The organism is Corynebacterium sp. KPL1824 (assembly GCF_000478095.1).
In the GTDB taxonomy this organism is placed as follows: Bacteria; Actinomycetota; Actinomycetes; order Mycobacteriales; family Mycobacteriaceae; genus Corynebacterium; species Corynebacterium accolens.
Genome location: NZ_KI515749.1, coordinates 154,119 through 175,486, shown reverse-complemented (window position 1 = coordinate 175,486; position 21,368 = coordinate 154,119). Strand labels below are relative to the sequence as shown.

General features: G+C 59.2%; 19 protein-coding genes and 3 pseudogenes. 12 read left to right on the top strand and 10 right to left on the bottom strand.

Going from position 1 to position 21,368, the window contains the following annotated elements; translation table 11 throughout:
* The first annotated feature begins 17 nt into the window (after positions 1–17).
* The gene (locus HMPREF1267_RS00770) at positions 18–1,325 is read left to right on the top strand and encodes a M20/M25/M40 family metallo-hydrolase (protein WP_023016457.1); all 1,308 of its coding nucleotides are present in this window, start codon (positions 18–20) and stop codon (positions 1,323–1,325) included.
* Positions 1,326–1,341: 16 nt separating this feature from the next.
* On the opposite strand, the gene HMPREF1267_RS00765 is transcribed toward HMPREF1267_RS00770, so the two are convergent.
* From HMPREF1267_RS00765 to HMPREF1267_RS00755, 3 genes are read right to left on the bottom strand one after another with little or no spacing between them, the layout of a single operon-like run.
* Positions 1,342–1,647: a CHY zinc finger protein gene (locus HMPREF1267_RS00765; RefSeq protein WP_023028068.1), complete on the bottom strand. Its 306-nt coding sequence runs from the start codon at positions 1,645–1,647 to the stop codon at positions 1,342–1,344.
* A complete protein-coding gene (locus HMPREF1267_RS00760) occupies positions 1,625–2,455 on the bottom strand; it encodes a hypothetical protein (protein ID WP_023028067.1) in 831 nt (276 codons plus the stop codon). The genes HMPREF1267_RS00765 and HMPREF1267_RS00760 overlap by 23 nt, the downstream gene beginning before the upstream one ends.
* Positions 2,455–2,796 (bottom strand): hypothetical protein, encoded by a 342-nt coding sequence (locus tag HMPREF1267_RS00755; protein ID WP_023028066.1) that lies wholly within the window; start codon positions 2,794–2,796, stop codon positions 2,455–2,457. The genes HMPREF1267_RS00760 and HMPREF1267_RS00755 overlap by 1 nt, the downstream gene beginning before the upstream one ends.
* Positions 2,797–3,025: 229 nt before the next feature.
* Here HMPREF1267_RS00755 and HMPREF1267_RS00750 point away from each other — a divergent pair, with 229 nt between their 5' ends.
* Positions 3,026–4,159: an HNH endonuclease signature motif containing protein gene (locus HMPREF1267_RS00750; protein ID WP_232215086.1), complete on the top strand. Its 1,134-nt coding sequence runs from the start codon at positions 3,026–3,028 to the stop codon at positions 4,157–4,159.
* Between the two features lie 28 nt (positions 4,160–4,187).
* A complete protein-coding gene (locus HMPREF1267_RS00745) occupies positions 4,188–4,769 on the top strand; it encodes an LURP-one-related/scramblase family protein (RefSeq protein WP_023016452.1) in 582 nt (193 codons plus the stop codon).
* A gap of 289 nt (positions 4,770–5,058) precedes the next feature.
* Here HMPREF1267_RS00745 and HMPREF1267_RS13520 read toward each other — a convergent pair whose 3' ends face one another.
* The 5 genes and pseudogenes from HMPREF1267_RS13520 to HMPREF1267_RS00730 form a co-directional block, all read right to left on the bottom strand.
* Entirely contained in the window at positions 5,059–5,286 is a 228-nt protein-coding gene (locus HMPREF1267_RS13520; RefSeq protein ID WP_023028065.1) for an integrase core domain-containing protein, read from the bottom strand.
* A complete protein-coding gene (locus HMPREF1267_RS00740) occupies positions 5,252–5,965 on the bottom strand; it encodes an IS3 family transposase (protein WP_156906102.1) in 714 nt (237 codons plus the stop codon). Before HMPREF1267_RS00740 ends, HMPREF1267_RS13520 begins: the two co-directional genes overlap by 35 nt.
* A 178-nt stretch (positions 5,966–6,143) precedes the next feature.
* Positions 6,144–6,342, bottom strand: a pseudogene (locus HMPREF1267_RS13255) (hypothetical protein).
* Positions 6,343–6,414: 72 nt separating this feature from the next.
* Positions 6,415–7,896 carry a multicopper oxidase family protein gene (locus tag HMPREF1267_RS00735; RefSeq protein WP_023028062.1) on the bottom strand — a complete coding sequence of 494 codons (1,482 nt, stop codon included), beginning with the start codon at positions 7,894–7,896 and terminating at the stop codon, positions 6,415–6,417.
* A 71-nt stretch (positions 7,897–7,967) separates the two neighbouring features.
* A complete protein-coding gene (locus tag HMPREF1267_RS00730; RefSeq protein WP_023016447.1) occupies positions 7,968–8,543 on the bottom strand; it encodes a CueP family metal-binding protein in 576 nt (191 codons plus the stop codon).
* Positions 8,544–8,947: 404 nt separating this feature from the next.
* Between HMPREF1267_RS00730 and HMPREF1267_RS00725 the strand changes: the two genes are divergently transcribed.
* The 7 genes and pseudogenes from HMPREF1267_RS00725 (at position 8,948) to HMPREF1267_RS12920 (ending at position 15,348) form a co-directional block, all read left to right on the top strand.
* Positions 8,948–9,670: a response regulator transcription factor gene (locus HMPREF1267_RS00725; protein ID WP_023028061.1), complete on the top strand. Its 723-nt coding sequence runs from the start codon at positions 8,948–8,950 to the stop codon at positions 9,668–9,670.
* The gene (locus tag HMPREF1267_RS00720) at positions 9,667–10,794 is read left to right on the top strand and encodes a cell wall metabolism sensor histidine kinase WalK (protein WP_005280523.1); all 1,128 of its coding nucleotides are present in this window, start codon (positions 9,667–9,669) and stop codon (positions 10,792–10,794) included. The genes HMPREF1267_RS00725 and HMPREF1267_RS00720 overlap by 4 nt, the downstream gene beginning before the upstream one ends.
* Before the next feature lie 113 nt (positions 10,795–10,907).
* Positions 10,908–11,234: a heavy-metal-associated domain-containing protein gene (locus tag HMPREF1267_RS00715; RefSeq protein ID WP_023024756.1), complete on the top strand. Its 327-nt coding sequence runs from the start codon at positions 10,908–10,910 to the stop codon at positions 11,232–11,234.
* A 51-nt stretch (positions 11,235–11,285) separates the two neighbouring features.
* Entirely contained in the window at positions 11,286–13,520 is a 2,235-nt protein-coding gene (locus HMPREF1267_RS00710; RefSeq protein ID WP_023028060.1) for a copper-translocating P-type ATPase, read from the top strand.
* 47 nt (positions 13,521–13,567) lie between these two features.
* Positions 13,568–14,182, top strand: coding sequence for a YdhK family protein (locus tag HMPREF1267_RS00705; RefSeq protein ID WP_023016443.1), 615 nt, complete (start codon positions 13,568–13,570; stop codon positions 14,180–14,182).
* Between the two features lie 267 nt (positions 14,183–14,449).
* Positions 14,450–15,160: pseudogene (locus HMPREF1267_RS12465) on the top strand (IS6 family transposase).
* A gap of 65 nt (positions 15,161–15,225) precedes the next feature.
* Entirely contained in the window at positions 15,226–15,348 is a 123-nt protein-coding gene (locus HMPREF1267_RS12920; protein ID WP_005276107.1) for a VOC family protein, read from the top strand.
* Between the two features lie 547 nt (positions 15,349–15,895).
* On the opposite strand, the gene HMPREF1267_RS00690 is transcribed toward HMPREF1267_RS12920, so the two are convergent.
* Together HMPREF1267_RS00690 and HMPREF1267_RS00685 are read right to left on the bottom strand one after the other, a co-directional pair.
* Positions 15,896–17,662, bottom strand: a complete 1,767-nt coding sequence (locus tag HMPREF1267_RS00690; protein WP_023028059.1) for a hypothetical protein — start codon at positions 17,660–17,662, stop codon at positions 15,896–15,898.
* The gene (locus HMPREF1267_RS00685) at positions 17,659–18,546 is read right to left on the bottom strand and encodes a hypothetical protein (RefSeq protein WP_232207972.1); all 888 of its coding nucleotides are present in this window, start codon (positions 18,544–18,546) and stop codon (positions 17,659–17,661) included. Before HMPREF1267_RS00685 ends, HMPREF1267_RS00690 begins: the two co-directional genes overlap by 4 nt.
* A gap of 960 nt (positions 18,547–19,506) precedes the next feature.
* Here HMPREF1267_RS00685 and HMPREF1267_RS00680 point away from each other — a divergent pair.
* Together HMPREF1267_RS00680 and HMPREF1267_RS00675 are read left to right on the top strand one after the other, a co-directional pair.
* Positions 19,507–19,839: pseudogene (locus HMPREF1267_RS00680) on the top strand (transposase); the annotation flags it as partial.
* Between the two features lie 81 nt (positions 19,840–19,920).
* Positions 19,921–21,069: a hypothetical protein gene (locus HMPREF1267_RS00675; protein WP_018121658.1), complete on the top strand. Its 1,149-nt coding sequence runs from the start codon at positions 19,921–19,923 to the stop codon at positions 21,067–21,069.
* The last annotated feature ends 299 nt before the right edge of the window (positions 21,070–21,368 follow it).

Below are 21,368 nucleotides of genomic sequence, written 5' to 3'. Positions count from 1 at the left end.
GGATTACCCTAAGGGGCATGACGCTTTACGATGACACCCTCGAACTCCTCCAAGAACTCATCCGCAATGCTTGCGTAAACGACCTCACCCCGGATTCCGGCTTTGAGGTGCGCAATGCCGATACTCTTGAGAACTTTTTTGCCGGTGAAGACGTCTCCATCGAGCGCTTTGAATCCCACCCGGGACGCGTGTCCATCGTGGTGACCGTCCCCGGCGATCCCGCCAAGGAGCCCCTCACCCTTATGGGGCATACCGATGTCGTCCCCGTCGACGAACCCAAGTGGACTAAGCCGCCCTTCGAGGCACTCATTGAAGACGGCAAGCTCTACGGCCGCGGTTCAGTAGACATGCTCTTTATTACCGCCACCATGGCCGCCGTCACCCGCGAGGTAGCGCGCGCCGGCAACCCCGGCGGAACGCTCGCCTTCGTGGGCATGGCCGATGAAGAGGCCCGCGGTGGCCTGGGCGTGCGGTGGATGGCAGAAAACCACCCCGATGCCTTCTCTTGGAAGAACTGCCTCTCCGAGACCGGCGGTAGCCACCTGCCCGGCGCGGTGGGCTTCAACGTGGGCGAAAAGGGTGCTGGCCAGCGCCGCCTCCACGTCACCGGCGATGCCGGGCACGGCTCGACTCCCTACGGCAAAGACTTTGCCATCGTAAAGATCGGCGAGGTCGCCCGCCGCATCGCCGAGGCCGAGCCACCCACAGCCTCCAACGAGATCTGGGAGGGCTTCGTCCGCACCTTCAAGTTCGATCCTGAGACCGAAAAAGAGCTTATCGATGGCACCGGTGACTACACCAAGTTCGGCAACCTCGATGCCTACGCCCACGCCTTTAGCCACACCACCATCGCCGAGACCGTCCTGCGCGCCGGCGGAGCCATCAACGTGCTTCCTTCCCACGCCTACCTCGAGATGGATATCCGCCCCTTCCCTGGGCAAACCCAGGAAGACTTGGACGATTTCCTCCGCAGCGCACTGGGCGATCTCGCCAATGAGGTAGAAATCGAGCACCTCATTACCGAAAACGCCACCCAGTCCTCCACCGATACCGAGCTCTGGCGCACCATTGAGGCCACCGCCAAAGAGTTCTTCCCCAATAAAGACGTCGTCCCCGTCCACGCCACCGGTGGCTCCGACCTCCGCTTCGCTCGCCGCAAGGGCGGCAACGCCTACGGTTTCGCGATGCATGCCGAGGGCCGCGATATGGCCAGCGCCAACTCACAGCTACACAGCCACGATGAGCACCTCTACCTCGAGGATCTCGATCTCACCGTGCGCGCCTACCACAGCTTAGTCAACCGCTTCTTGGGCTTGAACCAGTAGCACTCTCCCCTCGCTTTTACGCGGTGACCTGAAAGTAGATCCCGGCATGCGCACTGCAGCCGGGATTAAACATATGCCCGCACTCCGGGCATGCCTCGACAGTAGAATACAGCCGGTAATCCATCTCGAAGCCGCAGGAACCGCAGAGGGCAGCGGGGGCATCGACAAGCATGGGCCCAAACTCATGATCCGTCAGCTCCGCATGGCACAGCGCGCACGCAAAGTACTCGCCGCAGGTCGCGCACTTATTGGCCACCACGTCGAGCGGGGAATGCCAATGCTTGCACCGGCCCTCCTCATCAATCGCGCCGCGAATCTTCATGGTTCTGCCACTCCTCCTTCTTCGCCTCCGACTTCTTTGCATTGCGCACCGCCATCACCCCAAAGGCAATGGCAATAACTATAGGCATCCACACCCTGCTGTAATCCATAAGGAAAACCACCCATTCCGGCGGTACAAAGTGCACCGCAAACTGCGGCGCGGGCAAGGTAATCTGCGGTGGCTCCGGCAGATTCGGCAGATTTGGCAGCGGAAGGTAAATCTCTGGGAAATCTACATCTGGCAGCTCCCAATCCGGCAGCAAGCACGAGAGGATGCGGCTAATAATAGGAGCCAAAACAATCATCGCGATGGCCCACCCGGACTTCCCCAGCCCACCGAGCAGTGGATACAGCACGCGCTTGAAGGGGCTTTCTTCCATTGCCCGGCGCCGCTTTTCACCCAAGGAGCCCGGCGGCGGATCAAAGTCCACGGCCTCCTCCCCATCGCGGTAGTAGACATCCTGTATCTCCCCAAAGGGCGTGGCTTGGATATCTACATAAGGCTTAGTCAGCGGCGCACTATTCTCACTGAATGAGAGATCGTTTTCCAGATTCTTCTGCAATGAATAACGGCCACCACGCGGCTTGTCGTGCCGGCTACGAACCTCGTGGTCGACCACGATCTGCATGCGGGGTGTGGGATTCTTCCGCCAGAGCTGGAGGCGGTAGATAAAGGGGGCATCGCCAAGCACCGGCGTAAATTCCTTCGGCTCCTTGGGCCATTCGCCCTGCTCAGCGAACTCGGCATCGTAGCCGCGCTCAACCTCGAGCAGGCCAGCCTCAGGGTGATCCAACCGCCAGATTTCCATCAGCGCTTCCTCAACTTGGCGCCCAATTTGCTAGCACCCAACGCCAAAAGGACCACTACCGGCAGGTAAATCCATGTCCCCTCGTTGAAGTACATCTCTATGGCCGCGAAATAGGCGATGCCCGCAACCCAGAAGATGGTCCATGAGTAGCGGAATGTGGTGGCATCGATAAGAGCAATAAGCACGGTAAGCCCACCCATGATGCCGAGCAATACCGTGCCGGAAACCGCCTGGTAAATCGCCGGCGGGAGCCCCAGGAAGTTAGCGATCATCGCCAAAGGCGCCCACCACTGCCACCACGCGCGGCCGGGTTCTTCCTGCGTTTCCTGCTCCTGACTCATACCTTCCTCAAGCTAGCACATAATTTTGCTTCTTAAGCTGGTTATCCTAACGGAAGAATATGCAGTTCTACCTGCAGAAACACCTTAAAACAGGCGAATGTCCGGCGGGTGTTCTATAGTGTTTTTCGTACACACGTTCACACAACAAATTTAGGTTTTAAGCGCCATGGAAGATCCCTACTTTTCCACGACCAACACCAAAGACCCCACTACACGCTTAGCTTTTGAAATGCGGAAGACTGAATACGAGTTCTGGACTGAACAGATCCCCGATCTCGATTCTGATTTCGAATTAGTCACCCAATCCCTCTACCGCACCACCGGAGTTAATGAAGGGCGAATCGGCCATATCCTGATGGCCCTGTACCGCCTGGAAGAGCTCCCGCAGCTGAAAGAGCTGCAACACGAGCTCTATCACTTAGATTTAGACCGCCTCATTGCCATCAATAAATCCCTTAACCGCCTGGGCAACCCGACCCCGGAGGTAATCGCGCGCATCGATGAGCAGCTCACCGCCTACCTCACTCCCACCCGCGCCAACCAGGCCATGCGGACGCAAGCGCAGATTAAAAGAAAGATCAATGAGCTCATCAACCTCGAAGATGACACCCTTGCGGTCAAGAAGGGGCCGACCCAGCCGCGCTACACCATGGAAAATTGGGGCAACAATACTACGGCGATGACGCTGAGCGCGGATCCCTCGGTGATGGCGTGCGTAGATAAGTGCATCAAGGAGACTGCACTCAAGCTGGATTGCTCGCTTGCCGATGCCGCCATTTCCCTCCTCACCGGCAATACCGAAGCACCCCAGGTCATCCTGAATGCCTACAAGGCAACCGATGTCCCCAACTCCCCCGCATTCATTGAATCCGTTGGGTGGCTCGACCCGGCGCGCTCCAACGCGCTGCCCTACTCCAAGATCCGGGAAATGAACCCGGATAAGGAGGTAAAGGGATATGTCACCCCGCCGGATATGGCAGCCTTCCTGGAAGGATTCGACGGCACCTGCCGTTACCCTGGCTGCAACCGCCCTGCCACGGTGTGCCAAAAGGATCACCGCATCAACCACGCGGATGGCGGGCCGACGACTCCCGCAAACCTTGCGTGCCTGTGCCAGCACCACCACAACATAAAGACCGATGGCCGCGTCTTCTACGTCATGGACCCACACACCCGGGACATTATTTGGCTCTTCGAAGACGGCACCTGGACCGTCACCGATCCTTCCGGCCCACTGGCAGAAAAGAATAAGAATTGGGTGCAAACTTTTGCACAAACCATGACCGCCCACCGCGCGCGAGCCTACGAGGAGGCCCACCAAGCACAGGAAGAAGCAAAAACCACCCCTAGGGAGGAGGATTAAATTCGCCGGTTGGAATACATTGGCTGGCATGATGCAAAAATTATTCACGCTCGACGAGCTGGTTATTTCCCAGACCAAGTCCCTCCTCAAGGATCGATTCATGATTTCTGATGTCAACGGGACCCCAGTGGGCACCATCGTGCAATCCACCAGCCTTAAGGAAATGGTGTTTAAACCCTCCCGTAGCTTGGAGGTCGCACTCACGGATGCCGAAGGCAACCCCCAACAAACAGTCATGACGATCTCGGATCCGCCTAATTTTTTGCGGGATACCTACGAAGTACACCTACCGGGAATTGAACAGCCCATGGCCGTTATCACCAAGCGCTTCTCCATGTTCAAAACCAAGATGAAATTAACAATGGAGGGCTTTGCCGACGTCGAAGTGCACGGCGATTTCTGGGATTGGAACCTCACCATCACCTCCCAGGATCGCCAGCTTGCCGATGTCTCCAATAAGTGGACCGGCATGGGCAACTACTTCATGGGTAAAAACACGTATCTCCTGCGGATCGCGCCAGACCTCAACGAGCAACAACACGCAGCCATCATCGGCGCCGTAATGAGCATGGATATGCTGCGCACGAAAAAGCAGAAAAATAGCAACTAGGTGAATACATGGTCATTGTTGCAAACGGTGTTTCAGGACTGGTCCTACTGTGAGCACCGAGGTTCCAATTCCGGATACGGCCAGTGCCGCGGCTGGGCCGATGGCACTTACGATTGGCGCCCCAATGATGTATCCAATAAGCATTGCAGAGCTATTTATCGATCCCATCGTAGAAAGGGCTTTGGGCTTCACCCCATCAGGTACGGTTCCCACCACGATGATTCGCAGTGCAGCCACCTGAACGGCATTGCATACTCCGCCAAGGAATGAAGTGCCCCGAGTTTTGTTCCTAGGCATTTGCCTTGATTTCCATTATTGCCTGTGGCGGGTTTTTCTTCCAAAATTCGGTTTCCACCTCGGCCGGGGTTCGGTATCCCAGGCTTTGGTGGAGCCTTACCTCGTTCCACCATGACACCCACTCGAATGTCGCAATTTCTACCTCTACAACGTCATTCCACCTGCGAGTATGGATTAGCTCGTTCTTATGAGGGGCCGTTAACGTTTTCAGCCAGAGCATTGTCGTAGGAGTCACCGACAGTCCCAGTGGAAGCGGCAATGCCATGCTGGGAAAGGCGCTGGTTGTAGACAACGCTGACGTACTGCGACCCGTGATCTGAATGGTGAATGAGACCTGTTGTTTCCTCAGCACACACAATCGCTTGGTTGAGTGCTTGCAGCGGCAAAGCTTCGGTCCGCATCGAATCTGACAGCGCCCACCCGACGATCCGCCGGGAGTAGACGTCGGTGACAAACGCGGTGTAGACGAATCCTTTTCGTGTCCGTACATAGGTAATGTCAGCCACCCACAGCTTATTCGGGCCCCGGGCTTTGAATTCACGCTCGACCAAGTCCGGGCGCAAATCAGGCACGTGAGCTTTTCGGGTTGTAATCGGTGATCCGCCTTTGCCTTTGCCAGAAACGCCAGCCAGGCGCATCAGCCGGGTAGCGTGTTCACGCCCGATATCGATTCCTTCACGGCGAAGAGCATGCCACATTTTCCGCACACCTAAGACACCATAATTATCCCGATGAACAGCACTAATGCGTTCAACCAACGCAGCATCACGAAGTCGACGAGCACTTAACCCGCGAGCCTTGGACTGGCGATACCCACGCGAGGTGATAAACCCACCAGCCCGGTTATTTTTCAACGTCTTGCAGATGAACTCGGGCAGTGAAACGATTCCGGTTTTCATCGATGAACCGGATCATTTCTTAACGTTTCGGGTCGAGTCATGAGGCGAAAAAGCCGAGGCAGCCTTCAGTAGCTCATTAGTATCGCGTAGCTCTTGATTTTCACGGCGCAGCCTGGCATTTTCGGCGGCCAAATCTTCAGATACAGGTTCTGGGATGTTTCCTGCACGGCGGGCAGGCTTAAGTCCATTGACGATCCGTGTGCCATGAAACCCCCAGCTTTGGAGCTACTGCCTGGCACGCGGGGTGCATCGACATATTTTCCGCCACGATGCGATCTTCCACGAGACGGACCACACGATCCTTTGCATCCTGGTCAAATTTTCTCGGCATATTCCAGATTTTCCCATCTACTCAAACGGAACAAAACCTGGGACACTTCACACCAACGCCGTGTCCACTACTCGGGGGACACCCCCGCCCACCTCGGCACTCAACCCTGCTGTGGGGGTTACTCGTAGCGAAGCGAGCTGAACATCCCGGTTTCCAGGTGATAGGCGTTATGGCAGTGAAATGCCCACTCACCGGGGTTGTCAGCGATCAGGTCGGCGATCATGGTTTCACCGTGGCGGAGAAGGACGGTGTCCTTGCGTAGCCCGCCGCTGCCGGGCAGCGCCCACGTGTGGCCGTGGATGTGCATGGGATGGGGCATCATGGTTCTGTTGCGCATGACCATCCGCAGGCGCTGGCCCTCCTGCACGGTCGCGGAGGAGGATTGGCCGTCGGTGAGAATGCTCCATTCATACGGCATCATCTGCCCGCCCAGGTCGATACTGACTTCTCGGTCTGGTGTGTCCTCGGGCAGGAGTGCACGGTCTGCTGGCTTCAGGGAGGACAGAAGCAGTCCGGTGGACGACAACTCGGGGAAGTCGACATCGGGGTGGGGGGCCTGGCCGCCGGCGGTGCGGATGACGGCGAAGGCGCGGTCGTCCTTACCCACCGCCAAAGCCGTGAGCGGGAAGATGCCGTCGCCGAGGATGACCTCGACGTCGACACGCTCGCCCATCGACAGGTAGATCGATTCGGTCTCCCGAGGCTGGACGGGGAAGCCGTCGGTGTGGGTGACGGTCATGCGGTGACCACCGAGGGCCACCTTGAAGATGGTGTCACCGCCGGAGTTGATAAACCGCAGGCGGGCCTTGTCGCCCGGGCGAGCCTCGAAGGTCCGGTGAGCACGGGGGATACGTCCGTTGATGAGGTAGTGCGGATACATCACATCGCCAGCATCCCCGCCCAGTACCCGGTCCGGGGTGCCGTGCATCATCTGGCCGTGACCTCCCATTCCCTTCTTCCCGTTATGGTCGCCTGAACCCATTCCGGTGAGCTTGTCGAGCTCATCGTCGGGAGTGCCCTGAATGCCATCGACCCAGTCGTCGAGCACGATGGTCCACTCGACGTCCTGGTCCTCAGCGTCTTGCGGGTCACGGACGATCAGTGGGGCGTGGAGGCCGCGATCAAGCTGCAGGCCGGAGTGGGAATGGTAGAAGTAGGTGCCACTGTGGGGGACTTCAAAAACATAGGAGAAAGACTCGCCAGGTTCAATGGGGTCCTGGGTCATGCCGGGCACACCGTCGGCTGCGTTGTGGAGTGCGATACCATGCCAGTGGATGGAGGTGCTCTCAGGAAGTTCATTGGTGATATCGACCTGGAGGACGTCGCCGGCGGTGGCCTCAATGGCCGCATCCCCGGTGTCAGAGACGTATCCCCACGTCTTGGCTTCGATGCCGCCGATATCCAGAGAGAGGGGCCGGGCGGTCAGTGTCCGGCGCACCGTCGGCTCACCGAGCGCAGTGGGGGTGGGAGTGGGGCGAAGAGAGGAACCTGGTGCCGAGGCAGCGGGTCCAGGGTCGCTGGTGCAGGCGGCCACGGCCCCGGTGCCGGCGAGGACGAGCCCGCCGAGCAGAAACTGTCGTCGGGAAAATCCATTCATCATGATTTAACCTTCCTTGGTGTTAGATTTCAGTGACACGGGAGACAGGCGCAGGTGAGGACCCTGCTGAGCCATCACGTCAGGTGCAGGTCTGTGACACAGGTGGCACCATCGTCGGCGGTGGAAAACTCCGCGGTGCCGGTACGCCCCTGGTAGCTGACCTCAATCAGGCCGGTGGCATCATCGGGAAGCCAGAAGCCAATAAACCCGTTGTCGAAGGTGGTTGTCGCCTCGTCCACCAGCACCTCACCGGTCGCCTCATCGGTGATCGTGATCTGGATATCCTCATTGTCGAGTTCCCCCAGGCAGGTCGTGAGGCTGTGGTAGAAGCAGTCGTGGGTGGAGGTGAGATAGGGCGCGATCGAGACATACGTCTGATTGTCGGGAAGATCGACCACGACTTCCTGGTCATCGCTCGAGAGCAGCAGTTCATCGGCACGCACTGAAGCGATCAGATCCGTGGGACGCTCAGTGACCTTCTGCCGGTCGAGGTGATCAATGATCTCCACCGCGTCCATGGCGGCCAGGCCATGGGTAGTCAGGAATGTATCCCGGGACACCGTCCCGTCGGCGGTGGGTTCCGGGTCGGCGGCCGAACACCCCGTGAGGGCGAGGGCAAGGGCGGCGGCTGCGATCGCTGCTCGTTTCACGTCAATCTCCTTGGATCGTGGTAAGACCGTGAGAAGACACCGCCTCAAGGTCGATGTCATACCTTTATCTAGCACGGGTGCCTGACGGACTAGAAATCAAAAGCCCTGCTCACAGCCTTATAGCAGGGCGAAAAGGGGGTGGATTCGGTGGGCTGGGTCACCACCGGGACACCACCCCACAGCCGTGGGCGATGTCCTTCTACCCGCCCCGGGTATGCGGTGCAGGCAGTGAAATCCCTGGTGGCGCCTGCTGAACCGACCAGGGGAGGCGATGCCGCCGGCCCGGGGTGGGGCACAAGGGTGACGGCAGTCGAAGGGTGATGTTTGAAGATTTGATGAAGATTGCCCCGCCGGGCACTGAGCGAGGGTGGTATTCCCCCCTGACCGGAGCAATACTGGGGCCTATGGCTGACCGCACACCGACCACCGCCACGCCCCCGGGGCGGGTGCTGGTCGTCGATGATGAACAACCCCTGGCTCAGATGGTGGCCTCCTACCTCATCAGGGCCGGCTTCGATACCCGCCAGGCGCACACCGGCACCCAGGCCGTGGACGAGACCCGTCGCTTTTCCCCCGATGTCGTGGTCCTGGATCTGGGGCTGCCCGAACTCGACGGCCTGGAGGTGTGCCGACGCATCCGCACCTTCTCAGACTGCTACATCCTCATGCTCACCGCGCGTGGCAGCGAGGACGACAAGATCAGCGGTTTGACCCTGGGGGCGGATGACTACATCACCAAACCTTTTAGCATCCGGGAACTGGTGACCCGGGTGCATGCGGTGCTGCGCCGCCCGCGCACCAGCACCACCCCACCGCAGGTGACCACCCCCTTGATCGTTGGTGACCTCATCCTTGACCCCGTCGCCCATCAGGTGCGGGTGGGGGAGACGACCGTGGAGCTCACCCGCACGGAGTTCGAGCTGCTGGTTGCCCTGGCCCTGCGCCCCGGCCAGGTGCTGACCCGCCACGACCTGGTCACCGAGGTCTGGGACACCACCTGGGTCGGTGATGAACGCATCGTCGATGTCCACATCGGCAACTTGCGTCGCAAGCTCGGCACCGACACCCAGGGCCGGGGGTTTATCGACACCGTGCGTGGCGTGGGCTACCGGGTGGAGCAGCCATGAATCACGGACCCGGCCTGACCTTCCGCTTCCTGGCCGCCCAGGTGTTGGTCGTGGTGATTAGCCTGCTGGTGGCCGCGGCCGTGGCCACGATGGTGGGTCCGACCCTGTTCCATGATCATATGTTGATGACCGGCCGGGAGGACCCCTCGCTGGAGCTGTTCCATGCCGAGCAAGCCTACCGGGGCGCCAACCTGATCACCCTGGCCGTCGCCCTGCCCACCGCCTTGATCAGCGCCCTGCTGGCCAGCCTGTGGTTATCGCGTCGTCTGCGCACCCCCCTGCAGGATCTCACCCGCGCCGCTACCAGCCTGACGGCCGGCAACTCCCGTATCCGCGTGCCCGCCGGAAAAGCAGGCCCCGAGGTCACCACCCTGGCGCATGCCTTCAACACCATGGCCGATCGGCTGGAACACACCGAACAGGTCCGTCGCCAGATGCTCTCTGATCTGGCCCACGAAATGGGCACCCCCTTATCGGTGCTCACGGTCTACCTCGATGGTCTCCAGGACGGGGTCGTGGACTGGAATAATGCCACCCACACGATCATGGCTGACCAACTCACCCGCCTGACCCGGTTGATGGAAGACATCGACGATGTCTCCCGGGCCCAGGAACACCGGATCGATTTGGACCTGGTGGAGGAAGGGCTCGGGGATCTGCTCCATACCGCCGCTGCTGCCGCGGGGGAAGCTTATGCTGACAAAGGCGTCGATTTACAGGTCGAGACCATTACAGACACCGCCCGGGTGCTCGTGGACCGGCAACGCTTCGGCCAGGTGATGAGCAATCTCCTGTCGAACGCGCTACGGCACACCCCGGCCGGCGGGCAGGTCCGGATCAGCGTCCACCGGCAGGGGGCGTCCGCCGCGCTCATCCACGTCGCCGATGACGGCGAGGGCATCCCACCTGACCAGCTCGGACACATCTTCGAACGCTTCTACCGGGGGGATGCCGCCCGCAGCCGGGACGACGCCGGGGCCGGTATCGGTCTGACCATCTCCAAGGCATTGATCGAGGCCCACGGCGGCACTCTCACCGCCACCTCCCCCGGACCCGGTCGCGGAGCGGTGTTTGCCCTCCGCCTCCCGCTGTCCCCTCCCGACAGTGAGGAGGCTGCTCGGTGACCACACCCTGCCCCGCGTGAGAGCCCGCCCTCCACCCATTGAAAATATACCCCTGGGGGGTATATGCTAGAGAGTGGCATCGCCGCATCCCACCGACTCGTAGGAGCTTTCCCATGATCCCCTCCCCGCCCCGCCTCTTGCCGATGGCCTCCCACGGCTGCAGCTGTTGCGGACCTGCCTCACGTGCCGACACCGCCTCCATCCCTGCCGCCAGCGACTCGGCAGCAGGAGGGTCCTCCCCTAGCTACCAGGTCACCGGCCTGACCTGCGGGCACTGCGCGAAAAGCGTGACCCAGGCCCTTCAGGCCCTCCCCCAGGTCGACGACGTCCAGATTGATCTCGCTGCTGGTGGAGTTTCCACCGTCACGGTCACCGGTGTCGTACCTCCGGAGATGGTTCGCCGGACCATCGAGGAGGCTGGCTACACCGTCTTATCCTGATCAGTTTTACCCATCATCTCGACCCCGACCGGGTTGAGCGAAAGGAACGTCATGAGCACTCCCCACCATTCGGGTGATCACCATGGTGATCACCCCGCTCCGGAAACAGACCACACCCACCACCCGGATCATGCCAGCCACGAACACCACGCAGATGCCGACACCCACGGCCAGGCAATGCCCCACGATCACCCGCATTCCGCCCCGGACGAAGACCACCACGTTCATGGTCACGGCGAACACGCCGGACACAGCACCGCAATGTTTCGGGACCGCTTCTGGTGGTCGCTGATTCTGTCCATTCCCGTCGTTATTTTCAGCCCCATGGTCGCCCACCTGCTCAGCTACCACCTCCCGGCATTCCCCGGATCCACCTGGATCCCCCCGGTGCTGGGCACGATCATCTTCGTCTACGGCGGAACGCCTTTCCTCAAGGGCGGATGGAAAGAACTGAAATCCCGCCAACCCGGGATGATGCTCCTGATCGCCATGGCCATCACCGTGGCGTTTGTCGCCTCCTGGGTCACCACTCTGGGGCTGGGCGGTTTCGACCTGGACTTCTGGTGGGAGCTGGCCCTGCTGGTGACCATCATGCTGCTGGGCCACTGGCTGGAGATGTCCGCTCTCGGGGCCGCGTCCTCCGCACTTGACGCACTGGCCGCCCTGTTGCCGGATGAGGCCGAGAAAGTCATCGACGGGACCACCCACACCGTGGCCATCTCCGAGCTGGTCGTCGACGACGTCGTGCTGGTGAGGGCCGGTGCCCGGGTGCCGGCCGACGGAACCATCCTCGACGGAGCCGCCGAATTCGATGAGGCGATGATCACCGGCGAATCCCGTCCCGTCTTCCGCGACACCGGTGACAAGGTGGTCGCCGGTACCGTGGCCACCGACAACACCGTCCGCATCCGGGTGGAGGCTACCGGCGGGGACACCGCCCTGGCCGGGATCCAACGCATGGTTGCCGACGCCCAGGAGTCCTCCTCCCGGGCCCAGGCCCTGGCGGATCGGGCGGCGGCGTTGTTGTTCTGGTTCGCGCTGATCTCCGCTCTGATCACCGCGGTGGTGTGGACCATCATCGGCAGCCCGGACGATGCCGTGGTGCGCACGGTTACGGTGCTGGTCATCGCCTGTCCGCACGCCCTGGGCCTGGCGATTCCGCTGGTCATTGCGATCTCCAGCGAGCGGGCCGCGAAATCCGGGGTGCTCATCAAGGACCGGATGGCGCTCGAGCGGATGCGCACCATCGACGTGGTGCTCTTCGACAAAACCGGCACCCTGACCGAGGGTGCGCACGCGGTCACCGGTGTCGCGGCAGCTGTCGGCGTCACCGAGGACGAGCTACTGGCCCTGGCCGCCGCTGCGGAGGCCGACAGCGAGCACCCCGTGGCCCGCGCCATCGTGGCGGCCGCAGCCGCCCATCCCGAGGCCTCCCGTCGGCAAATCCGTGCAACTGGTTTCAACGCCGCCTCCGGCCGGGGGGTCCGGGCCACTGTCGATGGCGCTGAGATCCTCGTGGGCGGGCCGAACATGCTGCGCGAGTTCAACCTCACCACCCCGGCCGAGCTCACCGACACCACCAGCGCCTGGACCGGGCGTGGGGCCGGTGTGCTCCATATTGTCCGCGACGGTCAGATCATCGGTGCGGTGGCCGTCGAGGACAAGATCCGCCCCGAATCCCGCGCCGCTGTGAAAGCCCTGCAGGAACGCGGGGTGAAGGTCGCGATGATCACCGGCGACGCCCAGCAGGTGGCTCACGCCGTCGGTCAGGACTTAGGCATTGATGAAGTCTTCGCCGAGGTCCTGCCTCAGGACAAAGACACCAAGGTCACGCAGCTGCAGGACCGGGGTTTGAGCGTGGCCATGGTCGGTGACGGTGTCAATGACGCCCCCGCTCTGACCCGCGCGGACGTCGGTATCGCCATTGGTGCCGGCACGGATGTGGCCATGGAATCTGCCGGGGTGGTCCTAGCCAGTGATGACCCGCGGGCAGTGCTGTCGATGATTGAGCTGTCCCAGACCAGCTACCGCAAGATGATCCAGAACCTGATCTGGGCCTCTGGCTACAACATCCTCGCCGTGCCGCTGGCCGCCGGAGTGCTCGCCTCGATCGGGTTCGTGCTGTCCCCGGCCGTGGGCGCGATCTTGATGTCTGCCTCGACCATCGTGGTGGCCCTGAACGCCCAGCTGTTGCGCCGCATTGATCTGGAGCCGGCTCACCTGGCTCCGACCGACGGGAAGGAGGAACACAGTGGGTCGATATCCCCCGTAACCGTTACTGACTGACCTTGTCTCTCGACCCCTAACTCACACCACCTTTGAAAGGAACGCTCATGAAACGCAGCATTACCCTCGCCGCCTTGGTACTGACCTCCACCCTGGCGCTGACCGCCTGCAGCGACGCCACCGACAACTCCGACGATGCCGACACCACCAGCACCACGACGGCAACCGCAGAGACCAACGAGACCCACCAGGAAGACACCACCACTGCCGACGAAGAGCACGGCGGGCACGACCACCCTGCCGACGGCGGGGCACCGCCGGCAGGCATTGAAGAGGCCGAGAATCCCACGTACCCGGTGGGCACCGAGGTCATCCTCACCGCTGACCACATGCCCGGCATGGACGGGGCCACCGCCACCATTTCCGGGGCGTTTGACACCACGACCTATTCGGTCAGCTACACCCCCGCCGAGGGTGGAGCCCCGGTTACCGACCACCGCTGGGTCGTCCATGAGGAGCTCGTCGATCCGGGTCAGGCCCCCCTGCCCGACGGGGCGAGCGTTGTCCTGGATGCCGAGCACATGTCCGGCATGAAGGGTGCTGAGGCCACCATCGATTACTCCACCGAGGAGACGGTCTACATGGTTGATCTCACCGTCGACGGGATGACGATGACCAACCACAAGTGGGTCACCGAGAGCGAGATCCAACCCGCCGAATAGTCCACCCACCCTGAACCGCGAGACCAGACAAGGCACCCACTCCAGAGTCGATCATCAATCGCTGCCGACCATGCCGCAGCACACCAGCCACACACGGAACCTGCACGCCCACAGGGCCCACGCTGAGGTAGACCTTCTGTGTCACTGCTTCTCTTAGTCAGGGAAATATGCCCTGGAATGACCCTGGTGACAGGAGTTCATTCCAGGGCTTTGGGTGCTGTTGCAAAGTTGGGGCAGTAGGAAGAGCGACGTGAACTAATCACAGCCATGGGTATTTTCTCGGGTCGTCATTTCCCCCCGTGACATCATTCTGTGGGCAGTGGGTGGTACTGCCGCTACGGGGTGAGCTACCGCGATCTGGAGGAAATGATGACCGAGCCGGGCGTGCCGGTCGATCACACCAGGATCTACCGCTGGGTCCAGAAATGCGCGCCTGAGCTGGACAAGCAAACACGGTGGTACCGGCAGGTACCTGACTGGCAAGCTAGTTCCTGGCGGGTGGATGAGACCTATATCCGGGTCGGCGGCAGGTGGTGCTAGCTCTATCGGGCGATCACCGCCGGTGGACAGACCTTGGAGTTTTACCTCTCTTCGAATCGGAACGTGGCCGCAGCGAAGTGTTTCCTGGCCAAGGCCGTCAGATCCAATGCGTCAGCCGGGTATCCCAGAGTGATCAACGCCGATAAAGCACCCTCCCTAGCCAGGGCAATCGCCGAGTTGAAGTCAGAGGGAGTCTGCCCGCCAACAGTGGAACACCGGCAGGTGAAATACCTCAACAACATCCTGGAAGGCGACCATGGTCGGCTGAAGCGGATCCTCGGGCCAAAAGGCGCGTTTAAGAACCGGACATCTGCATATCGGACGTTGAAAGGGATGGAGGCGATGCACTCATTGCGGAAAGGGCAAGGCACGATGTTTGCCTACGGGCAACCGAACCCGGACGCGGTGATCGTCAACCGGGTCTTCGAGACGGCCTAACAACGCCCACACGCAGCGGCCATCAGGGAATGAGAAACTGAGTCTTCGCTGCTCTCCGCCCAACTTTGCAACAGCACCAATCAAAAGGAGTCCAAATTGTGCAGCCACCCGACGATGACGTCTTCGGCCGCACCTTCGTAGTTGCCGACCCTGATGGAAACCTGTTCCGCGTCAGCCCAGTCGTTTAATTCTTAAATTGGGATTCAACAACTAGGAAATCCTCCAACAGCCCAAGGAAAACATCTCAGTTGGAGGATTCCAATTGCCCCGAAGCGGGAGCTAAAGCCAGAACGTCAGATCAAAATAACAAGCAAAATGACTTGTTGACACCATCGAAAACAAGAGTTCGACAGAAGAGAGCGGGAGTTAGGATGTAAATTCCCACACTTGCAATCCTCAACCGCCAAAGTTCAGAAAACAAAGAAACCGAAGGTCACGAACCCTTTCGAGTTTGTTACCTCCGGTCTCGCAGTTTGTTCAACTGCTCATTGTGTGCTGTTCACATCCCATGGTCACACGGTAATTCTTGTGTACAGCTCCCGAGCAGCACTTATGTAATCTCCCGAGAATAAATTCCGCCTCAACTAGGCCAAAAAGTCGATGAAAGACCGTGCTATAAGTGGCCTCAGCAAGCAAACTTTTTTACTTTTGCCCTCCCGTTGACGGCAGAAGAAACTCGCCCTGCCGAAGCAGGACGAGTGTTAGTACATGCGTGCTAAATAGTTTCCAGACCTTTTAGGTTCGAGGTGGAGCCTTTACCGGGGTACGACCAAGGTCTTCTTCAATCATGCGCAGGCGCTTTTTCATCGAATCCTCCGATGGCCGCCGCCTAGCGTATGAATCCTGAATAGCCCGATTTGTTGCAGCTATCCACAGAGCAATGGTGATATAGAGCATTGGCTCTCGCCGAACGCCGCGCCTCAGGTTATCCATACCTGTGACGTAGTGGGATTTCATAATGGAAAACCGTTGTTCAGTAATGGCACGTGCGGATTCGTAGTAGGCGGTGTGCTCCCACGAGCCTGGCACTAGCCCCCACTGGGCCCGTTTCCACTGCTCAGGCGTGTAGGTTTGAGTAATACTCGAGCTTGAGCAGCACCGGTACCGTGTGGCATCCCAGGACGGTGCAACAGTAGGGGCTCCATTTTCGGCAGAAACCATGGAAGCCGGCTTAAGCGGGCATTTCACCCTGCCTTGGACGGCGGGACAAACCAGATCGATTTTCACCGGAAGATCACCTTCAACTTCTTGTTTACTGGGTCTACCGCGGGTCGCCCGTTTACGATACGGACGCGAATTCGTGCCCATCAGCAGTGGAAATAGGGCTTCCATCTGTGCATCATGCTGTTCGAAACCGTCCGGTTCGTCGAGAAGATCCACAGTACGGCGGGTGATTTTCCCGTCACCTGCCAGGTGACGGGCCATGGGGCAGTAGAAATCGCCTGCGATCTGGACTGGGCCGCTCGACATGTCAGTCGTTCCTGGCGCATCTGAGGCCATGATGGTGCGCCACGAGATTGGATACCGCACAATAGGCGCGTACCCCGCATCGAGTACAACATCAGAAAACTGACGTTTGACGTTGTAGCCCATGTCCACGGTGAGAAAAGGGATCCGACCGCGTTTCGTGCGCTGGTCAAAGCCATTTTCTTGGTGGAAGCGAAGAGCACGCTCCAAGCTCATCACCGACCCGGAGCTTGGTTTGTCGATTGATATGGCGGTGATCACCGACGGTATGCCATAGACCGCCTGGGGTGGCCCGACCCGACTGACTGCAGTCACACCGAGGCCTACACCGCCTTTGGTGATGCGTCGGCTTCCGGCCTCGGCATGCAGGGAGTGGTCCTCGCGATCGCGGATGTAGAAGGCGCCGGAGTATGCTGCACCGCGTTGCTTATCGTCGCGGCTGCCCAGCCCTTGGGATTGACCAGCCAAATCGATGATCGTCTCATCCGCAACCACGTCGCCCTTGTATCCCGACGGGGACGGGTCATCGATAGACCCAGCTACGATGGCATTAACAACTTGGTGGAGGCGCTCACTGGCGACCACTGAGGCCTGCTGCTGCTCCTCGGTCCGCGCAGCCATCGTTTGACGATGAGCTCCGTTTTTGTCTCGGCGGGCACGGATATCCGGTAGAGAATCCAGCGGTTCCAGATATCTGGTCAGCCACATGGCGAATGCGCGGTAGGTTCCTTCCCCACTATATCCGTGCAGGTCAAGACCCAGTCGCTGCTGAGTGTCGCTATCCAGATCCCAGAGGGTACGCCAGATCTCTGCCATGGACGGCGCACGTTGAGTACCAATCAGCGCTAGTCCTATCGTTAAGACGGCAAAGATGGAGTAGCGTGGGCCAGTTGCCGTGCGCCCACCGATTCCTTTTGCCTGCCGTCGATAAAAATCGATGAACGTATGTGCTCCAGATTTGTCGATCACTTGTGCGCATTCCTCCAGGTAGGTGCGCGAAAAGGTCAACTTTTGTTCCTGTAGTGCGATCGTCATACCTCTGCAGCCTCCTTGGTCCGCAGCAGCGCATGCGCGATATCCGCGGACGAATAGTCCGGCAGCGATTCATCCAGGTCGTGCAGAATCCGTAAATCCGCGATGCCAGCGAGCTTAAGCAGCATTGCTGCGGGTATAGCCGGATCTGTGGCCAAATCGACCACCCAACGATTTCGCAATGCGGCCGCATTAAAACGCGGAAAACCCTGCTCATCCAACCTATCTGCAACATGACAAATTGCGTTGCGTGGCATGGTCTGCCCCACACAGGGAAAGACGAACCCACCGCCAGCCTCTTGGGCGCGGGTGAGCAGACGGTGCCCACGAATAGGGCACACGACCGGCACCACCCGACTAACCACGCCCTTTTTGCGTACCGCAACAACGACGACGGTTCTTTCCTGAAGTTCTAGCGCAGTGATATCGGTTCCGCGGAGACGTCGGATTTCTCCTGCCGACAAACCCGCTCCGGTGGTGAGATCCAAAATCACGAGCAGCTGCTGGCGCAAAGAGCCGCTCAGCGAGGGCACGATGGCGTACAGCTCATCTGCCAGTGGCTCGGAAGCTGGCGCGACAGCCTTCCGACGCGGACCGCGTGAGCGGTGCGGCTCTGGAAATTGGTTCGGATACAGTGCCCTACCTGCGGCGTACAGTATAGTGCGATAGGTGCGCTGTGCTCGACGATTGAAAACGTCATCTCTAAAAAGCCATCGATCGACAGCCTCCCTGACCAAGGCTCGCTCCTCATCGACCACACCATATACCAGCCCCTCGTCGTACAGATACCGCGCTAACACGCGGCACGCTTTCGCATCGGCGACCTCATCAAGCTCGCGCGTATGGGCCTGGACCAGCGCGGCCCTCTCGATTGCCTGCGAACGCAACGGGCCTACAGGACGCCGGATCCCCACATCCCGAAGTCGGGCATACCGATCTGCATCAGGGACGGTCCGGCGGGTCAAGCGTCGCACACGCTCAGGTGCTATATCTCCGGCCACCACCGTCAACGTCGCCGTACCACCAGCTCGACCACTCTTGGTTGGTTCGGAGCTTGGTGCTGCTGCTAAGGCCTTAAAACGCCCCATGATCGCACCCCGATTCCACGACGACGGGAGCACTGGAAAATTCGCGATTGCAAAACGCATTTAGGCATGACAAGATTGAGCCATCTCCTTCACATAGGTAGAACGTGTTGAATGGATATACTCACGAAAATTTCGACAAAAATTTTCGTGACCGCAGGGCACGATCTTGCAGGATCGGGCCCTGAATTTGTTTTCGGATTTGTCCGATAAGCAGTCTTAGGTCACAGATGCACCCCCTGCACCCTGACTATCATCACCACGGAAGCGACCTGCTTCGGAAAGCCACTGCGTCATCACATGCGACATGGAGCACCCGCGCTTCGCTGACTCAGTAGAAAGCTTCGCCACGAATGGCGCAGGCAAGCGTAATTCGACGCGCACAATCGCGTCGTCGGGCACTACCCGATGGGCCTTACGGCCAAAATGCGCTGACGGAATTTCCATCAACCCTCCTTCACACAGCTACCGACTCGCGACACGGGTGTGCCACGAGAACACAGACAAACGCCTGCGCCAGCCAGAAAAAATCCTGGTCAGTAGTGACATTAAAGTCACTTCAAATCAGTAACCCTGTGTGGGTTGTGTACCTTCACGTCAAAGCGTGGCCCGTCATGGGCTTTTATAGATTACCGGCTCCAACCGGTACAAAACAAATCATTCAATTACCTGCGCATTTGTCTGAGTTTCCACCACCGATCAACTTCACCCGCGTCATCTTGAGGCAGGTTTGCCATACCGCATGTAGAGTTCTGTGGGCAGAAGCTTCCTCACGTGGCCGACTACCTAGAGGAATCACTCGATGAGCTGTTAGCTTTTACTACCGCACCGAAACCGGTATGGACCAAGACCTGGTCCAATAACCCCACCGAACGGCTCAACCGAGAAATCCGACGTCGCACCGACGTCGTCGGGATCTTCCCACACCGTGAAGCCGTCATCCGGCCGGTCGGGGCCGTCCTTGCGAAACAACACGATGAGTGGATCCAGCAAAAACGCTACATATCGCTAACAAGCCTGACCCAGACCAAGAAGATCATCGCTGCCAACCTCGTCGACGACACTCCCACCGACGACAAGGAGATCGCCGCCTAATGCTTACCCAACCCCGCCCCCGAAACTAACCACATACTCGAAAGCCAGATACACCACTTCCCAGGACTTGACCTAAGGTCTATGCAGGACATCGTTTCTGCGACGCGTCTTCAACTAATGATGTTTGATAGAAACATGACTAAACCACACATCGAAGCCGCCAAAAGAGCCTCTCAAGTGTTGTACAACAGCGTCCTCAACGACCTCGACGAGGACAAGGCAGGTATCGGATGGATGACCGATCAAATCAATTGGAAGCACTCCGCGCTAATCGGCGAGTATCTCCTATCATCAATCAGCGGTGTCGAAACAGCACTGTCCACCAGCGCATTGTGCAATGAAAAATTCAGAGAACTCGAACTCTCTCAGAATATGAAAATTGCCCATGTCCAGAACTCTGACCGTAGCGCGAGGGATCCAATTCCGCCAGAGTTGAGCACGGTCTTTCATTCACCAAACAACGAGCTGCTCCACGTATTTAAAGACCATTCACTCATCTCACTCGCACAAGCACTAGACCGGCTCGCAGCAGTCACAGTCGCAGTCGGCGGGTTCAAAGAAAAACTCCTCCATACCGACTGCGGCAGAATCTTAGATATCGCAGCCAAAGCTCACAAAAACGGGAAATCCGGCAACACACTTCGCCCAGGAATTTTTGCCGACGTCGGAACTGCCGGGAGACAAGAACAAAACAACCTCTTAGGACTATTCCTAGACTGGCAAAGGCATGGTCCAGAAGATTGGCTCCCCTGGCTTAGGCAATATCGCAGCACAATTGTTCACCGCGCCCCATTCGTCAACTGGACCGCTCATACGAAAGGTCCCCATCAAAATCCGGGTGAATCAGTCATTCGACCCTTTTATCTACAACCAGGGTGGGCAGAAAGCGAATCGATGTACCGAACTGCCCGAAAAGGAATCCAAGACCTCCTCCTTATGCAACCAGCTCACACGATCCTGAGCGGATTGACTGAATCTACCGCACAGTATTGTCATTCAGTTCTCCGCTATGCCAATGAGCTTTGGAGTAAACGACGCGCGAACCCCGAACTTATCGTTCAATCCGCCGGAATGTGGCCAGAGCTGGAGTCCTCGAGCAAACTTTCATTCAAGGGATACAGCCCAAATCTCAAGATGGCCGGAAATTTTCTCGCTATCAACCCAGACCGAGTGAAACGACTAAAAGCCACGCAACTCCTAGATCGTCCAGCTGATAAGTGGCGTTCTTAAAGCACTTTGGCAGTCAGGGCATACCAAAACTTCACACGTCCATGTCTTCGGGCGCCGCGCGCAGGTCCTTTTGAATCCGCCACCGGAACTTGCTTAGACGCTTTTTCGTATCCCCCACTGCTTGCAGCGTCGAGCATTAACCGCCGCGTGGTCCGCAAACGCGTTGAGAACATGGTCGCTGTGGCTGCGAACCCAATGGACCCGCACCTCCATGCCCGCTGACCGCGCCTTTTTAATCTCCCGCCAGCAGTAGGCGATGTGCTCGTTACCCAACGAGGATGTGGACTTCCGCCAGGGGT